The following is a 22,647-nucleotide window of genomic DNA, read 5'->3' as shown; positions in this document are numbered from 1 at the left end:
TCGGAGAAGGGCGGGCGGACGTTCACTCCACCAGCGTGAACTGCAGCAGCAGCGTGCGCTGGAGCATCGAGAAATTGTCGTCCGACACCAACGTCAGCACGGTCTCGCCCTCGGGCGTGACGTGGGCGTCGATGCCTTCCATGTTGTCGACCTCGTGGCCGAGATCGGCGGCGAACAGCGCAGGCCCGTCGACCAGCGCGTTGGGCGCGATGGATTTCAGGGGGATCGACCGGATGCGGATGTTGATGCCGGTGAACCAGGAGAATTTGCGTTCGAGGATGAGAAGCTCGCCGGACGGCAGCAGCACGGCATCGCTGATGTCGAATTTTTCGGTGCGGCGGACGCTGAACTGGCCGGGCGACGGACCGCCGATCAGGAACGCGACCAGATTGCCGTCGGCATCCAGCCCGCGCTCGGAGAAGGCGATCAGGGCGCCCGCGAGCGGCTGGCCTTTCGGCACGACGACCATCGCTTCGAGCCCCTTGTTGGAGGGCAGCTTCCGCACGGCGGGCGGCGTCGGCAACACCTCGCCGCGGGCGCGCGTGCCGCCTTTGGCGAAATCGAAGCGCAGGACCTGGTTGACGCGTTCGAGCCCGACATAAACGACATTGCCGTCGCGCGCGAGCGACTCGGTGTCGTACCAGAACCGCTTCTCCGTGATCGGCCGGCCCTCGGAATTGAGCATCGGGGACGCCTCGACGTCGTCGAGCCCGATCATCTTGCCGCCGGAATAGCGGATGCTGCCGGTGAACCAGCCGCCCTGGTCGGAGATCGCGAGGAAGCGCTCGCCTTTCGCATCGAGCCGGATGGCGGACAGGCCGCCGAAGCCGCGATAGGGCGAGGTCAGCACCAGGCCGCTGCGATATTGCAGCTGACCGAAGCGCACGCGCGAGCGGTCGCGCGGCTCGAAATTGGGAATCGGCCGCGCGTTCACCTCGACGCTGACCGGCTCGGTGACGGCGTGCTCGATCTGCGCGGTGCGCGGCGGCGGCTCGGTCGTCGGCTGCGCCTGCGCCAGTCGGGAGAGTGCGAGAGTGGAAAATCCCGCCGCCGCGTAGCCAAGAAAGCTGCGGCGGGACGATTGCGCGCTCACGAATGCAATTTGCGCCGCGGGCGACCGGCCTGATGCGTGGGCGCGGTGTTGGTCTCGCTGAACAGTTCGGCGAGCTTCTCGGTGATGGCACCGCCGAGCTCTTCGGCATCCACGATTGTCACCGCGCGGCGATAGTAGCGCGTCACGTCATGGCCGATGCCGATCGCGATCAGCTCGACCGGCGAGCGGGTCTCGATCTCCTCGATGATGTGGCGCAGGTGCCGCTCGAGATAATTGCCGGGATTGACCGACAGCGTGGAATCGTCGACCGGCGCACCGTCGGAGATCATCATCAGGATCTTGCGCTGCTCGGGCCGACCGAGCAGGCGCTTGTGCGCCCAGTCCAGCGCCTCGCCGTCGATGTTCTCCTTCAGCAGACCCTCGCGCATCATCAGGCCGAGATTCTTCCGCGCGCGGCGCCAGGGGGCGTCGGCGGACTTGTAGATGATGTGGCGGAGATCGTTGAGGCGGCCGGGATTGGCCGGCTTGCCGGCGGCAAGCCACGCCTCGCGCGATTGCCCGCCCTTCCAGGCGCGCGTGGTGAAGCCGAGGATCTCGACCTTGACGCCGCAACGCTCCAGCGTGCGCGCCAGGATGTCGGCGCAGGTCGCGGCGACCGTGATCGGGCGTCCGCGCATCGAGCCGGAATTGTCGAGCAGCAACGTCACCACGGTGTCGCGGAACGTCGCCTCCTTCTCGTGCATGAAGGACAGCGGGTGATAGGGATCGGTCACCACGCGCGACAGCCGCGCCGGATCCAGAATGCCCTCTTCGAGGTCGAAGTCCCAGGCGCGGTTCTGCTGCGCCATCAAGCGCCTCTGAAGGCGGTTGGCGAGGCGGGCGACGATGCCCTGCAGATGCGCGAGCTGTTTGTCGAGATAGGCGCGAAGGCGCTCCAGCTCGTCATGGTCGCAGAGGTCTTCGGCCGCGATGACCTCGTCGAATTTCGGCGCGAAGGCGTGATATTCCGGCCCGCGCGGCTCGTTCTTGCCGTGCGCGTTCGGACGCGTCGCCTCGCCCGGCGTCTCGTCGTCGCCAAGCTCGCCGTCGTCGAACGTGTCGGAGGTCGAGGCCTGCGCGCTTTCCATCGCGCTCTCGCTCATCTCCTCGCTGGAGGCCTGCGCCTGATCCGCGCTCATCTCCTGCGCGGCGTCGGAATCGGGCGAGCCTTCGGCGCCGGACTGGTCGTTGTCGCCGTCGCGGTTTTCCTCGTCGTCGTCGTTGTCTTCGCTGTCGGCGCTGCGCTCGTCGCCGAGCTCGAGCGCGGTCAGCAGGTCATGCACGGCGTCGCCGAACCTGGTCTGGTCCTCGACCAGGCCATCGAGCCGGTCGAGCCGCTTGCCGATCTTGTCCTCGAGAATGGGCCGCCAGAGATCGACCATCTTCTTCGCCGCCGTGGGCGGCGCCATGCCGGTCAGGCGCTCGCGCACCAGCATCGCCAGCGCATCCGCCAGCGGCGCATCGGCACGATCGGTGATTTCGTCGAACTTGCCGCGATGGAAATGGTCGTCGAGCATCGCGCTGAGGTTTTTCGCAACGCCCGCCATGCGGCGCGCGCCGATCGCCTCGACCCGGGCCTGCTCGACCGCCTCGAACACGCCACGCGCCTGCGGATTGCCGGGCATCAGCTTGCGATGCAGCTTTGCATCGTGACAGGCGATCTTGAGCGCGATGGAGTCGGCGTGGCCGCGCACGATCGCAGCGTCACGCTTGGTCATCTTGCGCGCGGGCTCGGGCAGCCGCGCTTTGCCCGGCGCCAGACCAGGGCGCTCGGCAGCAAAACTGACCTCGAGCTCCGGCGACTTCGCGATCGCCTTCAAGCAGGAGGCCACCGAGCGCTTGAACGGCTCGGTCGGGGCTTCCTTGGTGTTACGGAATTTGGAATTGGATGATGATGTGCTCATAGCGACTTCGTAAACGAGTGGCGCGTCACGCCGCCGGGATAGCCCTTGAGGGTGCCGAACTCCTCGTACCCGCAGGAACGATAGAAGCCCGGCGCCTGGAAACTCATCGTGTCGACATGGGCCTGGATCGCGCCCTGCCGTCTTGCCTCGTCCTCGATCGCCGCGATCAGCTTCGTGCCAAGACCCTTGCCGCGCTGCTTCTGGTCGATCCAGAAGTACTGGATGAACAGAACCGTGGCCCAGAGGTGTCCGACGATGCCGCCGACGATCTTGCCGCGGTCTTTCAGCGAGACCGCGATGCTCCTGACCTTCTGCTTCCCGAACTGCTCGTCGTTATAGGCGCCGAGCCCGGCGAGCACAGCCTTTTTGGTGGTCCCAATGGTGCGCTCGACGGTGATGTTTGGCATGGTCTAGCTGAGCGCCACGTTGACCGCCGATTCCGGCAGCTCCGCGTTGAAGCAGCGCTGATAGAACTCGGCGACCAGGGGACGCTCGAGCTCGTCGCACTTGTTGAGGAAGGTGACCCGGAACGCGAAGCCGATATCGCCGAAGATATCAGCGTTCTCGGCCCAGGTGATCACCGTGCGCGGGCTCATCACGGTCGACAGATCGCCATTGGCGAAGGCGTTACGGGTGAGATCGGCAAGGCGGACCATCTTGTTGACGATTTCGCGGCCTTCCTGGGTGCGATAGTGCTTGGCCTTGGCCAGCACGATCTCCACTTCCTCGTCATGGGCGAGATAGTTCAGCGTGGTGACGATCGACCAGCGGTCCATCTGGCCCTGGTTGATCTGTTGGGTGCCGTGATAGAGGCCCGAGGTGTCGCCGAGGCCGACCGTGTTGGCGGTCGAGAACATGCGGAAGGCCGGATGCGGCTTGATCACCTTGTTCTGGTCGAGCAGCGTCAGGCGTCCGGAGACTTCCAGCACGCGCTGGATCACGAACATCACGTCGGGGCGGCCGGCGTCGTATTCGTCGAACACCAGCGCGATGTTGTGCTGGAGCGCCCAGGGCAAAATGCCGTCGCGGAATTCGGTGACCTGCTTGCCGTCGCGGACCACGATGGAGTCCTTGCCGACGAGGTCGATACGGCTGATGTGGCTGTCGAGGTTGACGCGCACGCAGGGCCAGTTCAGGCGCGCGGCGACCTGCTCGATATGGGTGGATTTACCGGTGCCGTGATAGCCGGTCACCATCACGCGGCGATTGCGGGCAAAGCCGGCGAGAATGGCGAGCGTGGTGGCACGATCGAAGCGGTAGTCGGAATCGACTTCGGGCACATGAGGATCGACTTCGGAATAGGCCGGGACTTCGAGATCGCTGTCGATCCCGAACACCTGGCGCACCGACACCTTCATGTCGGGCAGACCGGAAATTTCCTCAACTTTGGACAGAGCGGCGGTCGTCATCAATCCTCCGAGGCCCCGGGCGATCCCGAGACCAGTTATTTGCACGTTGGCTGCGGCTGGGTGCGGTTGCGAACTTATCAGAGACAACGTGCCGGCAGAAGCCCGCGCCCCAATCAAAGTTCCATTGTCTTTTCATTTAGATAGGCAAGGAACGCGATTTTTGGAGGGCTGCCTTGCGAATCACGCTCGAATTTCGGGCGGGAGGTGTGGCCTGCCCACGCGAATGGCACTTTTACCGCGTGCACCTACTTATGTAGGGTCCGAACCCCGGTGCTCCAGCCCCCCACGAAAGACGACGTGACGTCCTTTCTCGATCCCCTCATATCCTTCGTTTCAGCCCATGTGTGGCTGGCCTATCTGACCCTGTTCCTGGCGGCGCTGCTCGAAGCCGTTCCGGTGGTGGGGTCGGTGATCCCCGGCTCGACCATCATTCTGGCACTGAGCGCGCTGGTTCCAGGCGGGGAATTGAAGCTGCAATGGGTGCTGCTGGCGGCGGCAATCGGCGCCGTGCTCGGCGACGGCTCGGCCTACTGGATCGGGCACCGGCGGCAGCGCGAGATCCTCAACACCTGGCCGCTGACCAACTATCCGCGGGTGGTCGCCGAGAGCGAAAGCTTCTTTCACCGCTTCGGCACCTGGGCCGTGTTCTTCGCCCGTTTCGTGCCGCCAATCCGCGCCTTCGTGCCCGTCACCGCCGGCGCGTTGGGGATGCCCCCTGCGAGGTTTTATGCCGTGAATATCCCGGCGATCCTGGTCTGGGCTCCCGCGCATGTGCTGCCGGGCGTGCTGGCGGTATCGGCCTTTCACCAATATTTCGGCGTGCCGCACCATGGGCATCCGTTCAAGCACATCTGGATCTTGATGGTGGTGGCCGTGGCGATCATCGGCGGCCTTGGCATCTGGTACTACCGCCGCCGGCAGAACGGCCTCGTCGCGACGTCCAAGCCGCGGGCTTAGTGCGCCGGCGTCGTCCCTGCCTAGTGCGCAATTGCGCACGGGGCGCAGGGACGACAGCGGAGGACGACGCGCTCGCTGAGAGATTCTAACTAGCCCTTCTTCCCGGCGCCGGTCCGACATAGCGCGCCCGCGGACGGATCAGCTTGCCGAACTGCAATTGCTCGCTGGCGTGCGCGATCCAGCCGACGCTGCGGGCCATCGCGAACAGCGCGAGCTCGCTGCCTAAGGGCAGGCGCAGCGCGTGCACGAGGACGGCGAGCGCGTAGTCGATATTGACGAGCTCGCCGGTCGCCTCGACGATCCGCTCCGGCACTTCGCGCGTGAATTTGCGCGGCGCACCGGCACGCGCCAGCGCGTTCAGCAGCGACTGCGCGCGGGGATCGCCGCGCTTGTAGACGCCGTGGCCGAAGCCGGCAAAGCGCTCACCCAGGGCGACGCGCTCGCGAACCATCGGGGCGACATCGCGATCGACCAGCGCCTTGACGAGCTGCGAGGCCAGCACGCCGGCGCCGCCATGCCTCGGCCCTTTCAACGCGGCGAGGCCGGCGATGACGGAGTCATAGAGGTTGAGGCCGGTCGATGCCGCACAGCGCGCGGTGAAGGTCGAGGCGTTCAATTCGTGATCGGCGAGCAGCACCAGTGCGCGGCGGATGAGGTCGGGCGCGTGCTTGTTGTCGGGCGCCCAGGCCTTCGCGATCTGCTGGTGCAGCGGCTCGGATGATGGCTCGGCGTTGAGCATGGTCGCAACCAGGAGACGGACAATGCGCCCGCCGACCATCGCGCGGCCGTCGGGCGCGCGGGTGAACGCACGCGCGTCCGCGCTGGTCGCGAGCGCCAGCACTGCGATGGCACGGTCGATCGGCGCGGCGCGGCGGGCGGCCTCCGCGATCGCGCGCATCTCGTCGGAGATCTGGGGCTGATTGTCCGGCGTGAAGGGATCGACGTCGGAGACGTCCCACAGCAGCGTCGCCGTGTGCTCCAGCGTGTCGTTCTCAGCGAGATCGACGCAATTGACGCCGCGGTAGATCGCGCCCTCCTCGGTAATGGTCGAGATCTCCGTGTCCATGACCGGCAGGTCAGCGTCGAAGCTGCGCAGGCCGCGCGGCTCCGGCGACGGCACCCGGCGCTCCTTGAGCGCGCGGACATCCTCGGCGCGGTAGCGGTTCTTGCGCGAATCCGGCGTCGGCTCGGAGCGGATCAGGCCGCGGCTGACATAGGCGTAGAGCGTGGCCGGCGAGATCGCGAGCTCGGCGGCAGCTTCCCGGGCCGACAGATAGAGTTCCTCGGAATTATTCATATTGATTTATGTAATCAAGATTGATCAATCTGTCGAGAGGCCTGATTTTCTCCTGGTGCAGTGCAAAGGAGATTGGGTCATGAACATCCACCTCACCAAAAGCCAGATCGGGCTGGACGGCGTTCCCGCGGCCGAGACCGTGCTGAGCCATGTCGATGGCGAGCGCGGCGAGCTGATCATCGCCGGCGAGCATGTCGGCACCCTCGCAAGCCAGTCGAGCTTCGAGGGCGTTACCGCCCGGCTCTGGAATGGCGCGAGCAAGACCACGCTGAGCGAAGCCAATGTGCGGGCGAGCCTGGGCGCGGCGCGCGAGCGTGCGTTCGCGCGTTTGCCGGAGATGTTGCCGGCGACGCGCGGCATGGGCATCGTCGACGGGTTCCGCGCGGCGGTCGCGGGCCTGCGCGCGGAGAACGGGTTGGAACATGAGGCGACGATCGTCGGCGCGTTTCCGGTGATCGCAGGCGCGCTGGTCCGTCGCGCCAAGGGATTGGAGCCGGTCGCGCCCGATCCGAATGCGAGCCATGCCGCCGATACGCTGCGGATGCTGCGCGGCGCCTCACCGGAGCCGCGCGAGGTCGCCGCGCTCGACGCCTATCTCGTCACCGCCAGCGATCACGGCATGAATGCGTCAACCTTCACCGCGCGCGTGGTGGCTTCGACGCAAGCTGACCTGTTCGCGGCCGTCACCGCCGGCTATTGTGCCCTCACCGGTCCATTGCATGGCGGCGCGCCCGAGCCGGTGCTGGAAATGCTCGACGCGATCGGCTCGCGCGAGCGCATCCAGCCCTGGGTGGATGCGGCGCTGGCGCGCGGCGAGCGGATGATGGGCTTTGGCCACCGCGTCTATCGCGTGCGCGATCCGCGTGCCGATGTGCTCAAGACCGCAGTCGAGGCGCTGGCGTCCAACGGCACCGATTTGCCCTTTGCCGGCGAGGTCGAGGCCTATATCCGCAGCGCGCTGCGCAAGAAAAATCCGGACCGGCCGCTGGAGACGAACGTGGAGTTCTTCACGGCGATTCTGCTCGATGCTCTCGCCATTCCACGCCAGGCCTTCACGCCGATCTTCGCCGTGGCGCGTGCAGCGGGATGGACCGCCCATGCGCGCGAGCAACAGCGGACGGGGCGGTTGATCCGGCCGAGTTCGTCCTATGTGGGGGCGATGCCGGAGGCTTCCGTCGGATAGAGTAGAAAGCGCACGACAGCCGGGCCGTTCACTGCGCTGTCGTGCCTCGCTCGGACGCACGATGACACGGCAGAGCCGTCGCGCGAGATCGTAATTGCGGGAACGCGCGCACGGTCCGGGCGACGAACTTGGAACATCTTTGGGTCTGGGGACTTAACCGTGAGCCCCCTCGGATCAAGATTCCAATGCTGGACCTGTTTGGACAAGCGGACGAGGCCAGGATCGGCGAGATCGCCGCAGGCTATGCCGCCAACCGGACCGAGGCCGGCACGGATTCTGAAAGACGATTCCGTGACTTGCTGCAGGCTCTGCCGGCCGCGATCTACACAACCGACGCGGAAGGCTGTATCACCTTCTTCAATCGCGCCTGCATCGATTTTGCCGGACGCATGCCGAAGATCGGCGAGATGTGGTGCGTGACCTGGAAGCTCTATCTGCCCGACGGCACGGCGCTTCCCCACGATGAATGCCCGATGGCAATCGCGCTCAAGCAGAACCGGCCAGTGCGCGACGTCGAGGCCGTGGCCGAGCGGCCGGACGGCTCCCGGATCTGCTTCATGCCTTATCCGACGCCGCTGCGCGACGAACGCGGCCGGTTGGTTGGCGCGGTGAACATGCTGGTCGACATCACGGCCCGCAAGCAGGCCGAGCAGAGGATGATGCTCCTCACCTCCGAGGTCGATCATCGTTCCAACAACCTGCTCGCAGTGGCTCAGGCGATGCTGCGGCTGACGAAGGCGGATACCGCGGAAGAGTTCCAGACCGTGTTTGCAGGCCGGCTCAGCGCGCTTGCCAACGTGCAGAGGCTGTTCTCGGCTTCGCGTTGGACCGGCGCGAATCTGAAGACCATCGTCGAAGAGGAACTCCGGCCGTACGCAAGCCGGGACGGCGAGCGGATCAGGATCGCGGGAGACGACGTCCACCTGCCGCCCACGCTGGCCCAGTCGATCGCCGTCGCGCTGCATGAGCTCGCCACCAACGCCGCCAAGTATGGCGCGCTGTCGAGGCCTTCGGGCAGGTTGGAGATCAGCTGGGAAACCAATGGTGCAGAGGCTCTCGTGCTGCACTGGTCGGAGAGCGGCGGTCCTCGGGTCAACGAGGCGCCGACGCGCAAGGGTTTTGGAATCGGCGCGGTCGACGGCATCATCCGGACCTTGCGCGGAACCATGACCCGGCAGTGGAGGCCGGAAGGACTGGTTTGCGAACTGTCCTTCCCGGAAGGCGTAGCCTAGGCCTCGCGGACCACCGTCTTCAGGTAGTTGTAGGCCTTGATGATCTCGATCAGACGGTCTTCGGTCGACCGGTCGCCGCCGTTGGCGTCGGGGTGGTGCTGCTTGACCAGCGCCTTGTACTTGCTCTTGACGTCGGCGAGCGTGGAATCTGGGCCGAGGCCCATGACCTGGAGCGCCTTGCGCTCGGCGTTCATCACCTTGCGCGTCTCGGCCTTGGGCTCGGCCTGCGGACCCTTCCGCCAGCCCGCGCGGCCGTTGATCTCACTGAACATGCTGAACGGATCGGACGCCATGTCGATCTCGGCTTCCGCACCCTTCTTGCCGCCATTGGCGCCCATCTTCCAGGTCGGGCGGTGACCGGTCAGCGCATCCTTCTGGTAGCGCGCGACGGCATCGGCATTCATGCCGGAGAAGAAATTGTAGTTCTGGTTGTACTCGCGCACGTGGTTCAAGCAGAAGTGCCAGTACTCGCGCTGGTTCTCGCGGCCCTTCGGCGCTCGGTGCGCACCCTTGTTCTGACACCCGGCCCATTCGCAATTGACCACGGCGTCGCGCGGCTTCACTTCCGGCTGCTTGCCTTTCGGCTTGACCCGGATGGAGTCGAAGAACTTTGATGAATCGATCGGCATGACTGACTTTGACTACGCAATGCAAAAACCTTCAAGTCTTGACATTGCAATTAGCTGGGAACCCGCAGCCGAAGTTTCACTCCGGCGTCTTCGAGGTACGGCCGCCGCAGGCGGCCTATGCAATTGACGGAGTGCGGCTGCGCGCTTTAATGGCACTCATGGTTATGAAAGACACTATCAGCAACAAGTTGCGGGAAGCTTTCACGCCGGAAAGCCTGCAGGTCGTCGACGAGTCACATTTGCATGAGGGCCACGCCGGCCATCGACCGAGCGGCGAGACACACTTTCGCGTTTATATTGTGTCTCAGGCCTTCAAAGGGAAGAGCCGGGTCGATCGCCACCGCATGATAAATTCGGCGCTGGCCGCGGAACTTGCCGGCAGCGTGCACGCGCTCGCGATCCACGCACAGGCGCCGGGGGAAGGCGGGACCTAGCTCGCCAATTCGGCTGTCATGCCCCGCGAAGGCGGGGCATCCAGTAAACACTGCTGGCGAGTTTCAATCGATAGGCCGCGGCGTACTGGATCGTCCGCCCCAGTGCGCAACTGCGCACAAGGCGGACGATGACACCGTGCGTCAAAACGACGTTCCCGCCCGCCGTGGCTTGGCCTCTTCCATTTCCGCGTCACGCGGCACCGGTGAAATACGGAGCGCGGTGATGCGGTTGCGTTCGCGGCGGAGGACGCGGAAACGGAAGCCGTGGAACGTGAAACTCTGGCCGCGGTCGGGGATCGAGCGCGCCTCGTGAATGACGAGGCCGGCGACCGTCGTTGCCTCTTCGTCGGGCAGGTGCCAGTCCATGGCGCGGTTGAGATCGCGGATCGGCACCGAGCCGTCGACCACGACCGAGCCGTCCGGCTGGGCGCGCACGCCGGCGACCACGACGTCGTGCTCGTCGGAGATGTCGCCGACGATCTCTTCCAAAATGTCTTCCAGCGTCACGAGACCTTCAACCTCGCCGTACTCGTCGACGACGAGGGCGAAATGGGTTTTTCGGCGGCGGAATGCCTTGAGCTGCTCGGAGACCGGGCGCATTTCCGGCACGAACCAGGGTGGCAATGCGATGGTGGAGACATCGATGCGCGAGGTATCGCCGTCCGCGGCACGGATCGCGCGCAACAAATCCTTGGCGTGAAGCACGCCGATGATGTTTTCCGGCTTCTCGCGCCACAGCGGAATGCGGGTGTACTCGGTCGCCAGCACCTCGCGCACCAGTTCCTCCGGCGGCAGGTCGGCATTGATCATCATCATCTCGGTGCGATGGATCATGACGTCGGAGACCTGCAGCTCGCGCAGATCGAGCAGGCCGCCGAGCATGTCGCGGTCCTGCTTCTCGACCTTGCCCTCGTGGTGCAACAGGTCGACCGCGCCGCGCAGGCGCTCGGTCGGCGACAGGATTGCCTGGTGCTCGCCGGCAAGGCCGAACAGGCGCATCAACAGGCGCACGATGACTTCGACGATCCGCAGCAACGGTCCCAGCACATACATCGTCAGCCGCATCGGGCGGGCGACCGCAAGCGCCATGCGGTCGGGCGCGTTGATCGCGATGGTCTTCGGCAGCACCTCCGCGAAGATCACGACCAGCGCCGTCATCACGCCGGTGGCATAGAGCACGCCGACATCGCCGAACCAGGCCGTGAAGATGCTGGTGGCGAGCGCGGACGCGCTGATATTGGCGATGTTGTTGCCGAGCAGCAGCGCGCCGATCAGGCGCTCGCGCATGTCCAGCAGCTGCGAGACGACATCGGCGTCGTGGTTACCCTGCTTGGAGAGCCGCAGCATGCTCGCGCGCGAGGCGCCGGTCAGCGCGGTCTCGCTCGCGGCGAAGAAGCCCGAGACGAGCAGGCAGAGAATGACGATGGTAAATCCGAGCCAGTCCATGCACCACTCAAAAACCGGTTAGCCGCGCATCAAGCCTTCTGCGCGAGCTTCTCTTTGAGGAAATCGCGCACCGGCGCCGGCTCGACGTCCTTCGCGATCACGGCACGCCCGACCGCCTCCAGCAGGATGAAGGTGAGCTTGCCGCGCTTGACCTTCTTGTCCTGCGCCATCAACGCCATCAGCGCGTCGGCGTCGGCAAGTCCTTCCTGCGTGAAACCGGCGATGTCCTGCAGGCGCGTCGGCAGGCCGGCGTCGATGAGGTGACGCTCGACGCACGCGGCATCGGCTTCGCCGATCATGCCAAGCTTCGCCGAGAACTGCGCCGCCAGCGTCATGCCGATCGAAACACCCTCGCCATGGAAGAGGCGATCGGAGAAACCGGTCGCGGCCTCCAGCGCGTGACCAAAGGTATGGCCGAGATTGAGCAGCGCGCGCTCGCCGGTCTCGCGCTCATCGCGCGAGACGACGCCGGCCTTGGCGCGGCAGGAGGTCGCGATCGCGTGCTCGCGCGCGGAGCCGCCTTTGAAGATATCGGAATGGTTCTTCTCCAGCCAGGTGAAGAAGGCTTCGTCGCCGAGCACGCCGTATTTGGCGACCTCGGCATAGCCGGCGCGGAATTGCCGCGGTGACAGCGTGTCGAGCACGGCGGTGTCGGCGATGACGAGCACGGGCTGGTGGAAGGCGCCGAGCAGATTCTTGCCCTGCGGCGAATTGATGCCGGTCTTGCCGCCGACGGAGGAATCGACCTGTGCCAGCAGCGAGGTCGGCACCTGCACGAAATCGACGCCGCGGCGCAGGATCGCGGCCGCAAAGCCGGCGAGATCGCCGACCACGCCGCCGCCGAGCGCGATGACGAGATCGTTGCGCTCGACCTTCGCGGCGATCAGGGCCTCGCTGACCTTTTCGAGGCCGGCATAGGTTTTCGAGATCTCGCCTTCCTCGACCACGATGCGCGAGGTCGGAATGCCGGCAGAAGCGAGCGACGCTTCGGCCGGCTCGAGCCAGTATTTTGCGACGGTGCGATCGGTGACGATTGCCGTACGCACGCCGGGCCGCAAGCGCGCGACCCGTTCGCCGAGCGAGGCCAGTACGCCGCGGCCGATGACGATGTCATAGGCGCGATCGCCGAGCGCGACATCGACGTTGACAGGATCTGAATGTTTCAACGGCGCAGTCATCGTACGGCACTCGCAACGTCGGCAGGTGATTGGGCGGCTTGTTCGCCGCGGAGATGGGCGCGCAGCGTCTCGATGCATTCCTCGACGATCTTGTCGTGCGGCACGTCGCGCGAGGCGATGGTGAGGTCGGCATGGCGATAGATCGGCTCGCGCTCGGTGAGGAGGCGCGTCACGGTTCCTTCGGGATCGGCGGTCTGGAGTAGCGGGCGGTCGGCGCGGCGGCGCACCCGGCGCATGATGACGTCAGGGTCGGCCTTGAGCCAGATCGAGACCGCCTTGGCCGCAATGCGGTTGCGTGTCTCCTCGCGCATGAAGGCACCGCCGCCGGTCGCCAGCACGATCGGCTCGCCGTCGAGCAGGCGCGCGATCACCCGCGCCTCGCCATCCCGGAAATACGGCTCGCCATGGCGCTCGAAAATCTCCGGTATGGTCATGCCGGCATGAGCGACCTCGATCTCGGTGTCGGCGTCAACGAACGGCAGCTTGAGCCGGGCCGCCATGCGGCGGCCGATGGTGGATTTGCCCACCCCCATCATGCCGACGAGCACGATCGAGCGCGTCCCGAGCGCCGACAGGATGTCGGCCTCAGGGGCAGCTTGTATCGGCAACGCGGCGTCGGGCATGGGTCTCGCTCGATCTGCCGCCGGAGGCGGCATGCTTTGGCCACCTATACGACCCCCTCGGGGCCCTCGCCACAGGACTCTTGCCACGAAACGGCGAACATGTTGGATGATTTCATTGGTTAATTTGGACGCCTGAGACCTTCCCGAGACCTTGCCCGATGCCCAGCCTGTTCCGCTTCCTGACGGTCGTCGCCGTGCTCGCCGGCATCGTCTATGGCGTGGTCTTCGCGCTGGCGAACTTCGTGAGCCCGAAGTCGCGAGAAATGACCGTGACGATCCCGCCGGATAAATTTCTCAAGAAATAGGAGCTAGCCTCCAGGGCATGCGCGTACAGCCCTCAGACAGCAAGCTCACCGGCCTGTTCCTCGACATGCTCGCGGCGGAACAGGGCGCCGGCCCCAATACGCTCGACGCCTACCGCCGCGACCTCACCGATTTCTCGGAATTTTTGGGCGGCGTCGGGCACAGCTTTGCCGACGCCGAGACGCAGATCCTGCGCGATTATCTCGCCGATCTCGACAGCCGCGGCTTCAAGTCCACCAGCGTCGCGCGGCGGCTGTCGGCGATGCGGCATCTCTACCGCTTTCTCCTGAACGAGCGCATCCGCACCGAGGATCCCGCGGCGATCCTGTCCGGCCCCAAGCGCGGCCGCGGCCTGCCGAAGGTGCTGTCGATCGCGGATGTCGACCGCATGCTCAGCCGCGCCAAGGAATTGAGCGAGGCGGAGGACGCTTCGCCCTCGAAACGGCTGCGCGCGTTGCGGCTCTATTGCCTGCTCGAGGTGCTCTACGCCACGGGCCTGCGCGTCTCCGAGCTGGTGGCGCTGCCGCGCTCCGCGGCCAAACGCGACGCCCGCATGATCGTGGTGCGCGGCAAGGGCAACAAGGAACGCCTGGTGCCGCTCAACGAGGCCTCACGGCAGGCGATGGCCGATTATCTCGCGGCGACGGAAGCGGCAAAAGCCGACAAGAAGAACAGCGTGGCCGCCTCGAAATGGCTGTTCCCATCGTTCGGCGAGAGCGGGCATCTGACGCGGCAGCATTTCGCCCGCGACCTGAAAGAGCTTGCTGTCGCCTCGGGGCTGCAGGCCCGGCTGGTCTCCCCGCACGTGCTGCGCCACGCCTTTGCCAGCCACCTCCTGCACAACGGCGCGGATCTGCGCATCGTGCAGACCCTGCTCGGCCACACCGACATCTCTACGACTCAGATCTATACCCATGTGGTCGAGGAGCGCCTGAAGAGCCTGGTGCGCGACCTGCACCCGCTGGCGGAGAAATAGTTCTCTTGTAGCCCGGATGGAGCGCAGCGAAATCCGGGGCCGCCCGCCTCGCGGAAAGACCTTCCCGGATTGCGCTTCGCTCCATCCGGGCTACAGACAACCCATGAAACCGCCTTGACTTCGGCCACATCTCCGCAGAAAGAGCCGTGGCCTCACGCATGATTTGGCGGGCTGCTTTAGAGCGCACAAGCCAACTCATTGAAGAAGCTACATTTCTTTCCGCCGGTCCAAACCTGCTTCGACGCCCCGCCCCGTCCTCGCTATATTGAGTTGATGCCAGATCACATGCGCAGCTATCTCGACTTCGAAAAGCCGGTCGCCGAGCTCGACTCCAAGGTCGACGAGCTGCGGACGCTTGCGGCCTCGGGCACCGATATCTCCGAGGAAATCGGGAAGATCGAGGACAAGGCAGCGCAGGCGCTGGCCGACCTCTATCTGAACCTGACGCCGTGGCAGAAGACGCTGGTCGCGCGGCATCCGCAGCGGCCGCATTTCAACGACTTCATCAAGGGCCTGATCACCGAATTCACCCCGCTCGCGGGCGACCGCAAGTTCGGCGAGGACGAGGCGCTGGTTGCCGGCTTCGGCCGCTTCCGCGGTGTGGCCATCTGCGTGATGGGCCAGGAAAAGGGCGATTCCACCGAGAGTCGCATCCGGCACAATTTCGGCATGGCGCGGCCCGAGGGCTATCGCAAATGCGTGCGGCTGATGGAGATGGCCGAGCGGTTCGGCCTGCCCGTGCTGTCGCTCGCCGATTCCGCCGGCGCCTATCCCGGCATCGGCGCCGAAGAGCGCGGCCAGGCCGAGGCGATCGCACGCTCGACCGATGCCTGCATGGCGCTGACCGTGCCCAACGTCGCCATCATCACCGGCGAGGGCATGTCGGGCGGCGCCATCGCCATCACCACCGCCAACAAGGTCCTGATGCTCGAGCACGCGATCTACAGCGTGATCTCGCCCGAGGCCGCCTCCTCAATCCTGTGGCGCGACGGCTCCAAGGCGCAGGAAGCCGCCAACAACATGAAGATCACCGCACAGGACATGCTGCGCTTCGGGGTGATCGACAGCATCTTGAAGGAGCCGGTCGGCGGCGCCCACCGCGACCCCACCGCCATGATCGCCACCACGGGCGATGCCATCGCCAAGGCCTTTGACGAGCTCCGCGGCCTGGACGGCGACACCATCCGCAAGCAGCGGCGGCAGAAATTCCTCGATATCGGCCGGAAACTGGGCTGATTCGGCCGTTTTCGGTGCCGTAGGGTGGGCAAAGGCGCGAAGCGCCGTGCCCACCAGCCGGTCGGACGGCAGTGAATGGTGGGCACGCTTCGCTTTGCCCACCCTACGAGACCTCCAGTAACTCCCCGTTAACCCTTTTTTTGCCCAAATCAGCGATCTCTGTCCGGATTGGGCCGAAAAGCCCAAGTAAGGCCCAAAGTCGCGTCCATTTAGTCTTCGTTGACCATGCCACTGGGCCAACGGGCTCGTGATCCCAGCTCGGGTTGCGACCACATGACCCAGAGGTTAGAATTTTAATCAATGGCTTCAGGGCACAAGCGCTGGAGCGTGGTTCGAAAACGCCCGTCACGACGGGTCCGGATCTCCGGTCGGATCATGCTTCGAGATTGGGGTTCGCGCTCTCTGCCCGGCACGGTGTGGGGTCCATCTTGATTTCTCGTTCGCTTGCTCGCGCGCTTTTGGCTTCGGTTGCGCTGCTGACGGCCAGTGTTTTGCTGGCCGGCTGCGACACCGACCAGGTTTCGCTCGCGACCAACGCCAAGGCCAACCAGCCGGTGCCGCCAAAGCTTCTCGCCGCGATGGTCGAGAAGGACATGGACCTGCAATCGCCGATCCTGGTGCGCCTGTTCAAGCAGGAGGCCGAGCTCGAGGTCTGGAAGCAGGCCCGCAACGGCCAGTTCGCGCTGCTCAAGACCTATCCGATCTGCCGCTGGTCGGGCGATCTCGGCCCCAAGGTGCGCGAAGGCGACCGCCAGGCGCCGGAGGGATTCTACTCGATCAATCCGGGCCAGATGAATCCGCAGTCGGCCTACTATCTCTCGTTCAACACGGGCTATCCGAACGCGTTCGACAAGGCGCTGGGGCGCACCGGCTCGCAGCTGATGGTGCATGGCGATTGTTCGTCGCGCGGCTGCTACGCGATGACGGACGAGCAGATCGCGGAGATCTATTCGCTTGGCCGCGAGTCGTTCTTCGGCGGCCAGAAGGCGTTCCAGCTGCAGGCCTATCCGTTCAAGATGACGCCGGTGAACATGGCCAAGCACCGGAACAACCCGAACATGCCGTTCTGGAAGATGATCAAGGAAGGCTATGATCATTTCGAGGTGACGCGGCAGGAGCCGAAGGTCGATTTCTGCGAGCGCAAATACGTGTTCGACGCAACGAAGACGCCTGACGCGAAGCGCGATCCGGTGTTCGACGCGTCCGCGAAGTGCCCGGCCTACGTGATCCCCGAGAACATCGCCAGCGCGGTGCGCGACAAGGATGCGCGCGACCAGGTCGAGTACAACAAGCTCGTCGCCAAGGGCACGCCGATTGCGCGCATGAACACCGGCATCGACGGCGGCATGAACAAGATTTTTGCCTCGAAGATTCCGGAGGGATCGACCGGACTCTCGGAGAACGCCGAAGGATCGACCCTGGAGATGCTGGCGATGGCGAAGGCGCCGGGCACGATCCCCGGACACGTCAATCCGCCCAAGCCCAATCTCGATGCGGTCGCCGCCGCTCCCGTGAACCAGGAGCCGGTCGTCGCCGTCAGCGCGCCCGCCGCCACCACCCGCGTCGCCGCGGCCGCGCCGGCTAGCGAGAAATCCCAAGAGAAATCGTCAGGCGGCTTCTTCTCCAACCTCGGCCGCAAGATGGGCCTCGGCACCGCCGACACGACGGCGACCACGCCTCCCCCGCAGGCGACCGCCTCCGTGGCTCCGGCCGCTGCGCCCGCAACGCCACCGACCGCGACGTCGAGGCTGAAGGCCGCAGTGACGAGGTTCGTGCCCGGCCGCGACACGTCCAAGGACGCACCGAAGCCGGCCGTCGCCGCCGCCAAGCCCGCCGAACCGGTGAAGCCGGACACGCAGCTCGCCGCGACGCGGCCGGCGCTGAAGCCGTCGGTGTCGGATGGCGCGAGTGAAGCGACGCAGATCATGGGCGCCGCGCCGGTGGTGTCGTCGAACTCGTTCGACAGCCGCTTTGGGGCGGTGAAGTAAGGCCGGCGCTCCGCTTAATCTCTCCGATCCATCTCAGCCTGACGCCGTCATTCCCCTTGATGAGGTACGGTGAGAGCGTTGCACCTCACTCAAAGACGGGCAGCGCGACCTACGGCGCCAAATACCGCATCAGCTCCGGATTGCCGCGCACATCATTCGCCTGCCCTTGCAGAGCGACCCTGCCGCGGTCGAGCACGTAGGCATAATCCGCGACGCGCAGCGCGAGATCGAGGTGCTGCTCGACGATGATGACGGCGATGCTCTTCGCGAGCTCGATCAGGCGCTCGGTGATCTCCTCAATCACGCCGATCCAGACGCCTTCGGTCGGCTCGTCCAGCAACAACAGCTTCGGATCGCCCAGCATCGCGCGGCCGATGGCGAGCATCTTGCGCTCGCCGCCGGAGAGGGTGCCGGCGGGCTGGTCGAGGCGCTGGCCGAGTTTCGGGAAGATGGTCAGCACATGGTCGACCGCGTCGGCCTTCTTGCTGGCGAGCGAGCCGACCGCGAGATTGTCGCGAACCGACAGGCGCGCGAATACCGAATGCTCCTGCGGGACGTAGCCGATGCCGGCGCGCACGCGCTCCTGGGTCGCGCGGCGGCTGATGTCGCGGCCGTCGAAGGCGACCTCGCCCTTCCAGGCCGGCAGCTCGCCGACGATGGTCTTCATCAGCGTGGTCTTGCCGGCACCGTTGCGGCCGAGCACGGCGACGCCGCCGCGCCAGGGAATGCCGAGGGTGACGTCGAACAGGACCTGGCTGCGGCCATAGCCCGCGTCGAGATGCTTGATGTCCAAAAATTCAGGCACGGCGCAGATAGATCTCCTGAACGGATTTATTGGCCTGGATCTCCGACACGGTGCCTGATGCCAGCACCTTGCCCTGGTCGAGCACGGTCAACCGATCGCAAATGTCGCGGATGAAATCGAGGTCGTGCTCGACGATGACGAGCGAGCAATGTTTTTTGATCGGCTGAAGCAATTCACCGGTGACGCGGCGCTCCTCCAGGCTCATGCCGCCGGTCGGCTCGTCCAGCAGCAGCAGCTTCGGTTTGCCCGCGAGCGCCATCGCGATCTCCAGCCATTGCTGCTGGCCGTGCGACAATGCGGCCGCCGCGTCGAAGGCGCGATCGGCGAGACGGAACTGCGTCAGCATGGTCATGACCTGGTCGTGCAGCGCGCCCCGCGTGCGCGAGAATACGAGATCGAACAGCGAGGACTGCGCCTGCAGCGCGAGCAGGATGTTGTCGTAGAGCGTCAGCGTCGGCAGCACGCTGGTGATCTGGAATTTCAGGCTCATGCCGGCCCGGGCCCGTTCGGTCGGCGTGAACGCGGTGATGTCGGTGTTGATGAAACTCACTTTGCCTTGGGTCGGCACTTCGGCCCCCGCAATGCACTTCATCAGCGTGCTCTTGCCAGAGCCGTTCGGTCCGATCAGGCCGTGAAACTCGTTCTCGCCGACGGTCAGCGCGGCGCCGTCGAGCGCGGTGAGCTTGCCAAAGATCTTCTTAATATCGGCGGCTTCAAGGAGCGGCATTGCGCTTCTCCTTCTCAGTCTGCTTCTCGGTCTCCTTGGGCTTGGCACCAAAGCTGCCGACCCGTTCGCGCTCGCCGAGCACAAAACTGATCAGGCCAAGTGGCCGGAACAGGATCACGAGCAGCAGCAGCAGACCGAGGATGATCGGCCAGATCTCGCGATAATTGTCGGAGAGCCAGAAGCTGACGCCCTCGACGATCACGGTGCCGATGACGGCGCCGATCAACGTGCCGGAGCCGCCGAACAGCACATAGAGCACCACCTGCGTCGAGACGACGACGCCGACCATGTTGGGCCAGACGAAACCTTCGTGGAAGGCATAAAGGCTGCCGGCAAGACCTGCGATGGCGCCGCCGATCGCGAAGATGATCGCCTTCAGGTGCTGTACCTTGTAGCCGAAGAAGGCGATGCGCTGCTCGTTCTCGCGCAGGCCCGCGAGCGCCAGCCCGAATTGCGAGCGCACCAGGAAGCGGCAGAGCAGGTAGACGACGACGAGGATGCCGAGCACGAGATAGTAGAACGCCGGGCCTTCAGAAAATTCGTAGCCGCCGAGCGACATCGGCGCGATCGAGGGGATGCCGTTCTGGCCGCCGAGATAGTACCAGCCGCGTGCGAGGCGATCGGCGGCGTAGGAGCCGGTCAGCGTGCCCAGCGACACGAAGATGACGCTGGAGGGATGCCGTCCGAGCAGCAGGAAGCCGCCGAGCAGCAGCGCGAAGGTAAGGCCGATGATCGTGCCGGCAGGGAGCACGAGGAAGATGTTGGTGATGTCGAGGTCGCGCGCGAGCAGCGCGACGCCATAGCCGGCCGAACCGAAGAACAGGGCCTGGCCAAAGCTCATGATGCCGGCATAGCCCCAGACCAGATCGAACGACAACGCGAACAGCGCGAGGATGATCACGCGGGTCGCGAACACCGTGAGGTAGTCCTGCAGCACCAGCGGCGCGAGCAGCGCCGCGACGAGCACGACGCCCTCCACGATCGGCAGGACCTTTCGTCCTGCCTTGACCTGTTCCTTGGCCTGTCCCGCGGCCACGCGTTCAGCCATCGCACCGTCCGCTTCGTCGCCGGCGATGGCTTCTCTTACCACAGTCATCGACTTAGGCATTCCGCCTCAGCATTCCTTGGGATCGACGAGCCCGTCGCTGCGTCCGACGATCTCGTAGTTCCCGCCCTTGGCGACGGCCGTGTACATCTTCATCTTGCAGTGCCGCTTGCCCGGCACCATCTCGGCCGGCCCGCCCGGGCCTTCCGCGATCTTGGCGTGATCGAGCGCGGCGGCAACCGAGTCGCGATCGACCTTGCCGGCTTCCTTCACGGCCGCTTCCCACAGCTTGAGGCCGCGATAGGTGCCGGTCGCGGCACTGCCGGCCGCGAACAGGAAGTTGCCGGGGAAGTCCTTCTCATACGCCGCCTGGATTTTTGCGTCGAACGGGTTCTCCTTGGTCAGCACCTTGAAATAGTCGAGACAGCTTGCGAGCCCCTCGATCTCCGCGGCCTGGTTGATGTTGAGCGTGTTCTCGTCATAGTAGACACAGGCCAGGCGCCCGCCGTTCTTGAGGAAGCCCGCTTCATAGAGCTGCTTGAAGAACGGGCCGACACCCGGCGGAATGACGGTGTTGAAGACGACGTCGACCTTGTTGGAGATGATGCGGTTGACGGTCGATGAGAAGTCGATCTGGTCGAGCGGGTAATATTCCTCGAACACGACCTCGCCGCCGTTCGCCTCAATGACCTTGCGGGCGTAGACGTTGAGCGTGTGCGGCCAGACATAGTTGGCGCTCGGCAGCGCGAACTTCTTGCCACCGTTCTTGATCAGCCAGGGGATGAACTCGTCACACTGCTGCGCCGGCGTCGGCCCGGTGCAGAACAGATAGGGTGTGCACTCCTTGCCTTCGTAGAGCTGCGGATAGATGTAGAGCGTCTTGCCGCGCGCCACGATCGGGTCCTTGATCGCGTTGCGCATCGACGAGGTGATGCCGCCCAGCACCATGTCGACCTTGTCGCGCTGGATCAGTTTTCGGACGTTGCCGACGGCGACGGATTCGTTCGAGGCAGTGTCCTCGATATAGAGCTCGAGCGGACGGCCGAGCAGACCACCGGCCGTATTGATCTCCTTGATCACCATCTTGGCGACATTGGCGTCGGCATTGCCGGCATAGGCGATCGGGCCGGTGAGATCGGTCGCGATACCGACCTTGATCGGGCCTTCCGCCGCATTGGCCCAGGGCGCCGGGATCACCCAGCTGCCGACGCCGGTCGCGACCGCGCCGGTGGTAAAGGCAAGATTGGAGAGGAAGCGGCGACGCGAAAGCTGAGTACGATCGAACATGACTAAACCCCTTTTCCAGCGATGAGGCCCTGTGGCCGAAATTTGATGAAGACAATGGCGAGCACGAAGACGAGGACGTCGGCGACGACGGGCGCCATCACCCATGGCAGCGCGGCGCTGAGGGTGCCGATCACGCCGGCGCCCGCCACCGGTCCGATGAAGGAGCCGACGCCGCCGACCATCACCGCGACAAAACCCTGGATCAGGAAGCGCAGGCCGAGATCGGCGTACAGGCTGAACACCGGCACGATCAGCGCACCGGCAAGGCCGGCGAGCGCGGAGCCGAACGCAAACGTGGCGCCGTACATCAGGGGCGTGGAAATGCCTGAGGCCCGCGCCAGCGAGGGATTTTCCAGGGTGGCGCGCATGCGGAGGCCAAAACTCGTGCGCGACAGCAGGAGGTAACAGCCCGCCATCACCAGCAGCGTGATGATGATGATGGTGAAGCGCCAGGCCGAGATATGCATGGCGCCGATATCGATCGAGCCGCCGATCGGCTCGGGCACGGTCAGATAGAAGCCGCCGATCAGGCCGCGCACGGATTCGCGGATGATCAGGCCGAGCGCATAGGTGCCGAGCATCGCCACAATCGGCGCGGCGTAGAAGCGGCGGATGATCAGCGCCTCCAGCACGAAGCCGAGCGCACCAACCACAAAGGGCGCCGCGACCATGCCGGCCCAGATCGGCAGGCCCTTGGCGTAGGCGAGATAGGTGATGTAGGCCCCGAGCAGGACGAACTCTCCCTGGGCGAAGTTGAAGATGCCCATCATGCTGGCGATGATTCCGAGCCCCAGCACGATCAGGACGATGATCGCACCGAAGCTCAGGATCTCGAACGCCGCGACGAACGCGTTAGCCATGCGCTAGATTCTTATTTTTACGCGGTTTCTTGACG

At 65.1% G+C, this 22,647-nt stretch carries 22 protein-coding genes; 8 read left to right on the top strand and 14 right to left on the bottom strand.

Annotated features, from left to right (window positions below; translation table 11 throughout):
* Positions 1 to 22: 22 nt before the first annotated feature.
* Genes HAP41_RS02760 through cobS form a run of 4 tightly spaced genes read right to left on the bottom strand, consistent with a single transcriptional unit; the run spans position 23 to position 4,406 of the window.
* Positions 23 to 1,093, bottom strand: a complete 1,071-nt coding sequence (locus HAP41_RS02760) for an esterase-like activity of phytase family protein (RefSeq protein ID WP_166059788.1) — start codon at positions 1,091 to 1,093, stop codon at positions 23 to 25.
* The gene (gene cobT, locus HAP41_RS02755; protein ID WP_014490393.1) at positions 1,090 to 2,997 is read right to left on the bottom strand and encodes a cobaltochelatase subunit CobT; all 1,908 of its coding nucleotides are present in this window, start codon (positions 2,995 to 2,997) and stop codon (positions 1,090 to 1,092) included. Before cobT ends, HAP41_RS02760 begins: the two co-directional genes overlap by 4 nt.
* Positions 2,994 to 3,404 (bottom strand): GNAT family N-acetyltransferase, encoded by a 411-nt coding sequence (locus HAP41_RS02750; RefSeq protein ID WP_028149462.1) that lies wholly within the window; start codon positions 3,402 to 3,404, stop codon positions 2,994 to 2,996. The genes cobT and HAP41_RS02750 overlap by 4 nt, the downstream gene beginning before the upstream one ends.
* 3 nt (positions 3,405 to 3,407) lie before the next feature.
* Positions 3,408 to 4,406, bottom strand: a complete 999-nt coding sequence (gene cobS / locus HAP41_RS02745; protein ID WP_166059834.1) for a cobaltochelatase subunit CobS — start codon at positions 4,404 to 4,406, stop codon at positions 3,408 to 3,410.
* 297 nt (positions 4,407 to 4,703) lie between these two features.
* Here cobS and HAP41_RS02740 point away from each other — a divergent pair, with 297 nt between their 5' ends.
* Positions 4,704 to 5,363: a DedA family protein gene (locus tag HAP41_RS02740; RefSeq protein WP_166059846.1), complete on the top strand. Its 660-nt coding sequence runs from the start codon at positions 4,704 to 4,706 to the stop codon at positions 5,361 to 5,363.
* A gap of 85 nt (positions 5,364 to 5,448) precedes the next feature.
* On the opposite strand, the gene HAP41_RS02735 is transcribed toward HAP41_RS02740, so the two are convergent.
* Positions 5,449 to 6,660, bottom strand: a complete 1,212-nt coding sequence (locus tag HAP41_RS02735; RefSeq protein ID WP_166059861.1) for a citrate synthase family protein — start codon at positions 6,658 to 6,660, stop codon at positions 5,449 to 5,451.
* A gap of 79 nt (positions 6,661 to 6,739) precedes the next feature.
* On the opposite strand from HAP41_RS02735, the gene HAP41_RS02730 reads away from it, so the two are divergent.
* Positions 6,740 to 7,843 carry a citrate synthase/methylcitrate synthase gene (locus HAP41_RS02730; protein WP_166059886.1) on the top strand — a complete coding sequence of 368 codons (1,104 nt, stop codon included), beginning with the start codon at positions 6,740 to 6,742 and terminating at the stop codon, positions 7,841 to 7,843.
* A 185-nt stretch (positions 7,844 to 8,028) separates the two neighbouring features.
* On the top strand, positions 8,029 to 9,075 hold the full coding sequence (locus HAP41_RS02725) for a sensor histidine kinase (RefSeq protein ID WP_166059949.1): 1,047 nt from the start codon (positions 8,029 to 8,031) through the stop codon (positions 9,073 to 9,075).
* On the opposite strand, the gene HAP41_RS02720 is transcribed toward HAP41_RS02725, so the two are convergent.
* Positions 9,072 to 9,704, bottom strand: coding sequence for a J domain-containing protein (locus HAP41_RS02720; RefSeq protein ID WP_014490400.1), 633 nt, complete (start codon positions 9,702 to 9,704; stop codon positions 9,072 to 9,074). The two genes, HAP41_RS02725 and HAP41_RS02720, sit on opposite strands and share 4 nt — an antisense overlap.
* Before the next feature lie 158 nt (positions 9,705 to 9,862).
* On the opposite strand from HAP41_RS02720, the gene HAP41_RS02715 reads away from it, so the two are divergent.
* Positions 9,863 to 10,138 (top strand): BolA family protein, encoded by a 276-nt coding sequence (locus HAP41_RS02715; protein WP_028149466.1) that lies wholly within the window; start codon positions 9,863 to 9,865, stop codon positions 10,136 to 10,138.
* 141 nt (positions 10,139 to 10,279) lie between these two features.
* Here HAP41_RS02715 and HAP41_RS02710 read toward each other — a convergent pair whose 3' ends face one another.
* The 3 genes from HAP41_RS02710 to HAP41_RS02700 are packed head-to-tail and all read right to left on the bottom strand — an operon-like array spanning position 10,280 to position 13,385.
* On the bottom strand, positions 10,280 to 11,584 hold the full coding sequence (locus HAP41_RS02710; protein WP_071908474.1) for an HlyC/CorC family transporter: 1,305 nt from the start codon (positions 11,582 to 11,584) through the stop codon (positions 10,280 to 10,282).
* A gap of 29 nt (positions 11,585 to 11,613) precedes the next feature.
* Complete coding sequence (aroB, locus tag HAP41_RS02705) at positions 11,614 to 12,762, bottom strand: 3-dehydroquinate synthase (RefSeq protein ID WP_166059982.1); 1,149 nt, start codon at positions 12,760 to 12,762, stop codon at positions 11,614 to 11,616.
* Positions 12,759 to 13,385 carry a shikimate kinase gene (locus tag HAP41_RS02700; RefSeq protein ID WP_085403588.1) on the bottom strand — a complete coding sequence of 209 codons (627 nt, stop codon included), beginning with the start codon at positions 13,383 to 13,385 and terminating at the stop codon, positions 12,759 to 12,761. The genes aroB and HAP41_RS02700 overlap by 4 nt, the downstream gene beginning before the upstream one ends.
* A 158-nt stretch (positions 13,386 to 13,543) precedes the next feature.
* Between HAP41_RS02700 and HAP41_RS02695 the strand changes: the two genes are divergently transcribed.
* The 4 genes from HAP41_RS02695 to HAP41_RS02680 all read left to right on the top strand — a co-directional run bounded on the left by HAP41_RS02695 (position 13,544) and on the right by HAP41_RS02680 (position 17,888).
* Positions 13,544 to 13,690: a hypothetical protein gene (locus HAP41_RS02695; RefSeq protein WP_035730492.1), complete on the top strand. Its 147-nt coding sequence runs from the start codon at positions 13,544 to 13,546 to the stop codon at positions 13,688 to 13,690.
* A gap of 17 nt (positions 13,691 to 13,707) precedes the next feature.
* Positions 13,708 to 14,664, top strand: a complete 957-nt coding sequence (xerD, locus tag HAP41_RS02690) for a site-specific tyrosine recombinase XerD (RefSeq protein WP_166060042.1) — start codon at positions 13,708 to 13,710, stop codon at positions 14,662 to 14,664.
* A gap of 273 nt (positions 14,665 to 14,937) precedes the next feature.
* The gene (locus HAP41_RS02685) at positions 14,938 to 15,900 is read left to right on the top strand and encodes an acetyl-CoA carboxylase carboxyltransferase subunit alpha (RefSeq protein ID WP_166060093.1); all 963 of its coding nucleotides are present in this window, start codon (positions 14,938 to 14,940) and stop codon (positions 15,898 to 15,900) included.
* A 428-nt stretch (positions 15,901 to 16,328) separates the two neighbouring features.
* The gene (locus HAP41_RS02680; protein WP_166060107.1) at positions 16,329 to 17,888 is read left to right on the top strand and encodes a L,D-transpeptidase family protein; all 1,560 of its coding nucleotides are present in this window, start codon (positions 16,329 to 16,331) and stop codon (positions 17,886 to 17,888) included.
* A 109-nt stretch (positions 17,889 to 17,997) separates the two neighbouring features.
* Here HAP41_RS02680 and HAP41_RS02675 read toward each other — a convergent pair whose 3' ends face one another.
* The 5 genes from HAP41_RS02675 to HAP41_RS02655 are packed head-to-tail and all read right to left on the bottom strand — an operon-like array spanning position 17,998 to position 22,612.
* Positions 17,998 to 18,693 (bottom strand): branched-chain amino acid ABC transporter ATP-binding protein, encoded by a 696-nt coding sequence (locus HAP41_RS02675; RefSeq protein WP_014490408.1) that lies wholly within the window; start codon positions 18,691 to 18,693, stop codon positions 17,998 to 18,000.
* A complete protein-coding gene (locus HAP41_RS02670; protein WP_071908479.1) occupies positions 18,686 to 19,420 on the bottom strand; it encodes an ABC transporter ATP-binding protein in 735 nt (244 codons plus the stop codon). Before HAP41_RS02670 ends, HAP41_RS02675 begins: the two co-directional genes overlap by 8 nt.
* Positions 19,407 to 20,528 carry a branched-chain amino acid ABC transporter permease gene (locus tag HAP41_RS02665; protein ID WP_166060143.1) on the bottom strand — a complete coding sequence of 374 codons (1,122 nt, stop codon included), beginning with the start codon at positions 20,526 to 20,528 and terminating at the stop codon, positions 19,407 to 19,409. Before HAP41_RS02665 ends, HAP41_RS02670 begins: the two co-directional genes overlap by 14 nt.
* A gap of 6 nt (positions 20,529 to 20,534) precedes the next feature.
* Positions 20,535 to 21,752, bottom strand: a complete 1,218-nt coding sequence (locus HAP41_RS02660) for a substrate-binding protein (RefSeq protein WP_085403593.1) — start codon at positions 21,750 to 21,752, stop codon at positions 20,535 to 20,537.
* A gap of 2 nt (positions 21,753 to 21,754) precedes the next feature.
* Positions 21,755 to 22,612 carry a branched-chain amino acid ABC transporter permease gene (locus HAP41_RS02655; RefSeq protein WP_028149476.1) on the bottom strand — a complete coding sequence of 286 codons (858 nt, stop codon included), beginning with the start codon at positions 22,610 to 22,612 and terminating at the stop codon, positions 21,755 to 21,757.
* Between the last annotated feature and the right edge of the window lie 35 nt (positions 22,613 to 22,647).

The sequence above is a fragment of the Bradyrhizobium barranii subsp. apii genome (assembly GCF_011516635.5).
Lineage (GTDB): Bacteria > Pseudomonadota > Alphaproteobacteria > Rhizobiales > Xanthobacteraceae > Bradyrhizobium > Bradyrhizobium barranii.
The sequence above is the reverse complement of the archived record's forward strand: the minus strand, read 5'-3'. Positions and strand labels throughout refer to the sequence as shown.

Bases quoted from the DNA above. Each gene is read 5' to 3' on its own strand.
- cobT (WP_014490393.1), bottom strand. From the start codon at position 2,997: ATGAGCACATCATCATCCAATTCCAAATTCCGTAACACCAAGGAAGCC.
- HAP41_RS02750 (WP_028149462.1), bottom strand. From the start codon at position 3,404: ATGCCAAACATCACCGTCGAGCGCACCATTGGGACCACCAAAAAGGCT.
- cobS (WP_166059834.1), bottom strand. From the start codon at position 4,406: ATGACGACCGCCGCTCTGTCCAAAGTTGAGGAAATTTCCGGTCTGCCC.
- HAP41_RS02735 (WP_166059861.1), bottom strand. From the start codon at position 6,660: ATGAATAATTCCGAGGAACTCTATCTGTCGGCCCGGGAAGCTGCCGCC.
- HAP41_RS02730 (WP_166059886.1), top strand. From the start codon at position 6,740: ATGAACATCCACCTCACCAAAAGCCAGATCGGGCTGGACGGCGTTCCC.
- HAP41_RS02725 (WP_166059949.1), top strand. From the start codon at position 8,029: ATGCTGGACCTGTTTGGACAAGCGGACGAGGCCAGGATCGGCGAGATC.
- HAP41_RS02720 (WP_014490400.1), bottom strand. From the start codon at position 9,704: ATGCCGATCGATTCATCAAAGTTCTTCGACTCCATCCGGGTCAAGCCG.
- HAP41_RS02715 (WP_028149466.1), top strand. From the start codon at position 9,863: ATGGTTATGAAAGACACTATCAGCAACAAGTTGCGGGAAGCTTTCACG.
- HAP41_RS02710 (WP_071908474.1), bottom strand. From the start codon at position 11,584: ATGGACTGGCTCGGATTTACCATCGTCATTCTCTGCCTGCTCGTCTCG.
- aroB (WP_166059982.1), bottom strand. From the start codon at position 12,762: ATGACTGCGCCGTTGAAACATTCAGATCCTGTCAACGTCGATGTCGCG.
- HAP41_RS02700 (WP_085403588.1), bottom strand. From the start codon at position 13,385: ATGCCCGACGCCGCGTTGCCGATACAAGCTGCCCCTGAGGCCGACATC.
- HAP41_RS02695 (WP_035730492.1), top strand. From the start codon at position 13,544: ATGCCCAGCCTGTTCCGCTTCCTGACGGTCGTCGCCGTGCTCGCCGGC.
- xerD (WP_166060042.1), top strand. From the start codon at position 13,708: ATGCGCGTACAGCCCTCAGACAGCAAGCTCACCGGCCTGTTCCTCGAC.
- HAP41_RS02685 (WP_166060093.1), top strand. From the start codon at position 14,938: ATGCCAGATCACATGCGCAGCTATCTCGACTTCGAAAAGCCGGTCGCC.
- HAP41_RS02670 (WP_071908479.1), bottom strand. From the start codon at position 19,420: ATGCCGCTCCTTGAAGCCGCCGATATTAAGAAGATCTTTGGCAAGCTC.
- HAP41_RS02665 (WP_166060143.1), bottom strand. From the start codon at position 20,528: ATGCCTAAGTCGATGACTGTGGTAAGAGAAGCCATCGCCGGCGACGAA.
- HAP41_RS02660 (WP_085403593.1), bottom strand. From the start codon at position 21,752: ATGTTCGATCGTACTCAGCTTTCGCGTCGCCGCTTCCTCTCCAATCTT.
- HAP41_RS02655 (WP_028149476.1), bottom strand. From the start codon at position 22,612: ATGGCTAACGCGTTCGTCGCGGCGTTCGAGATCCTGAGCTTCGGTGCG.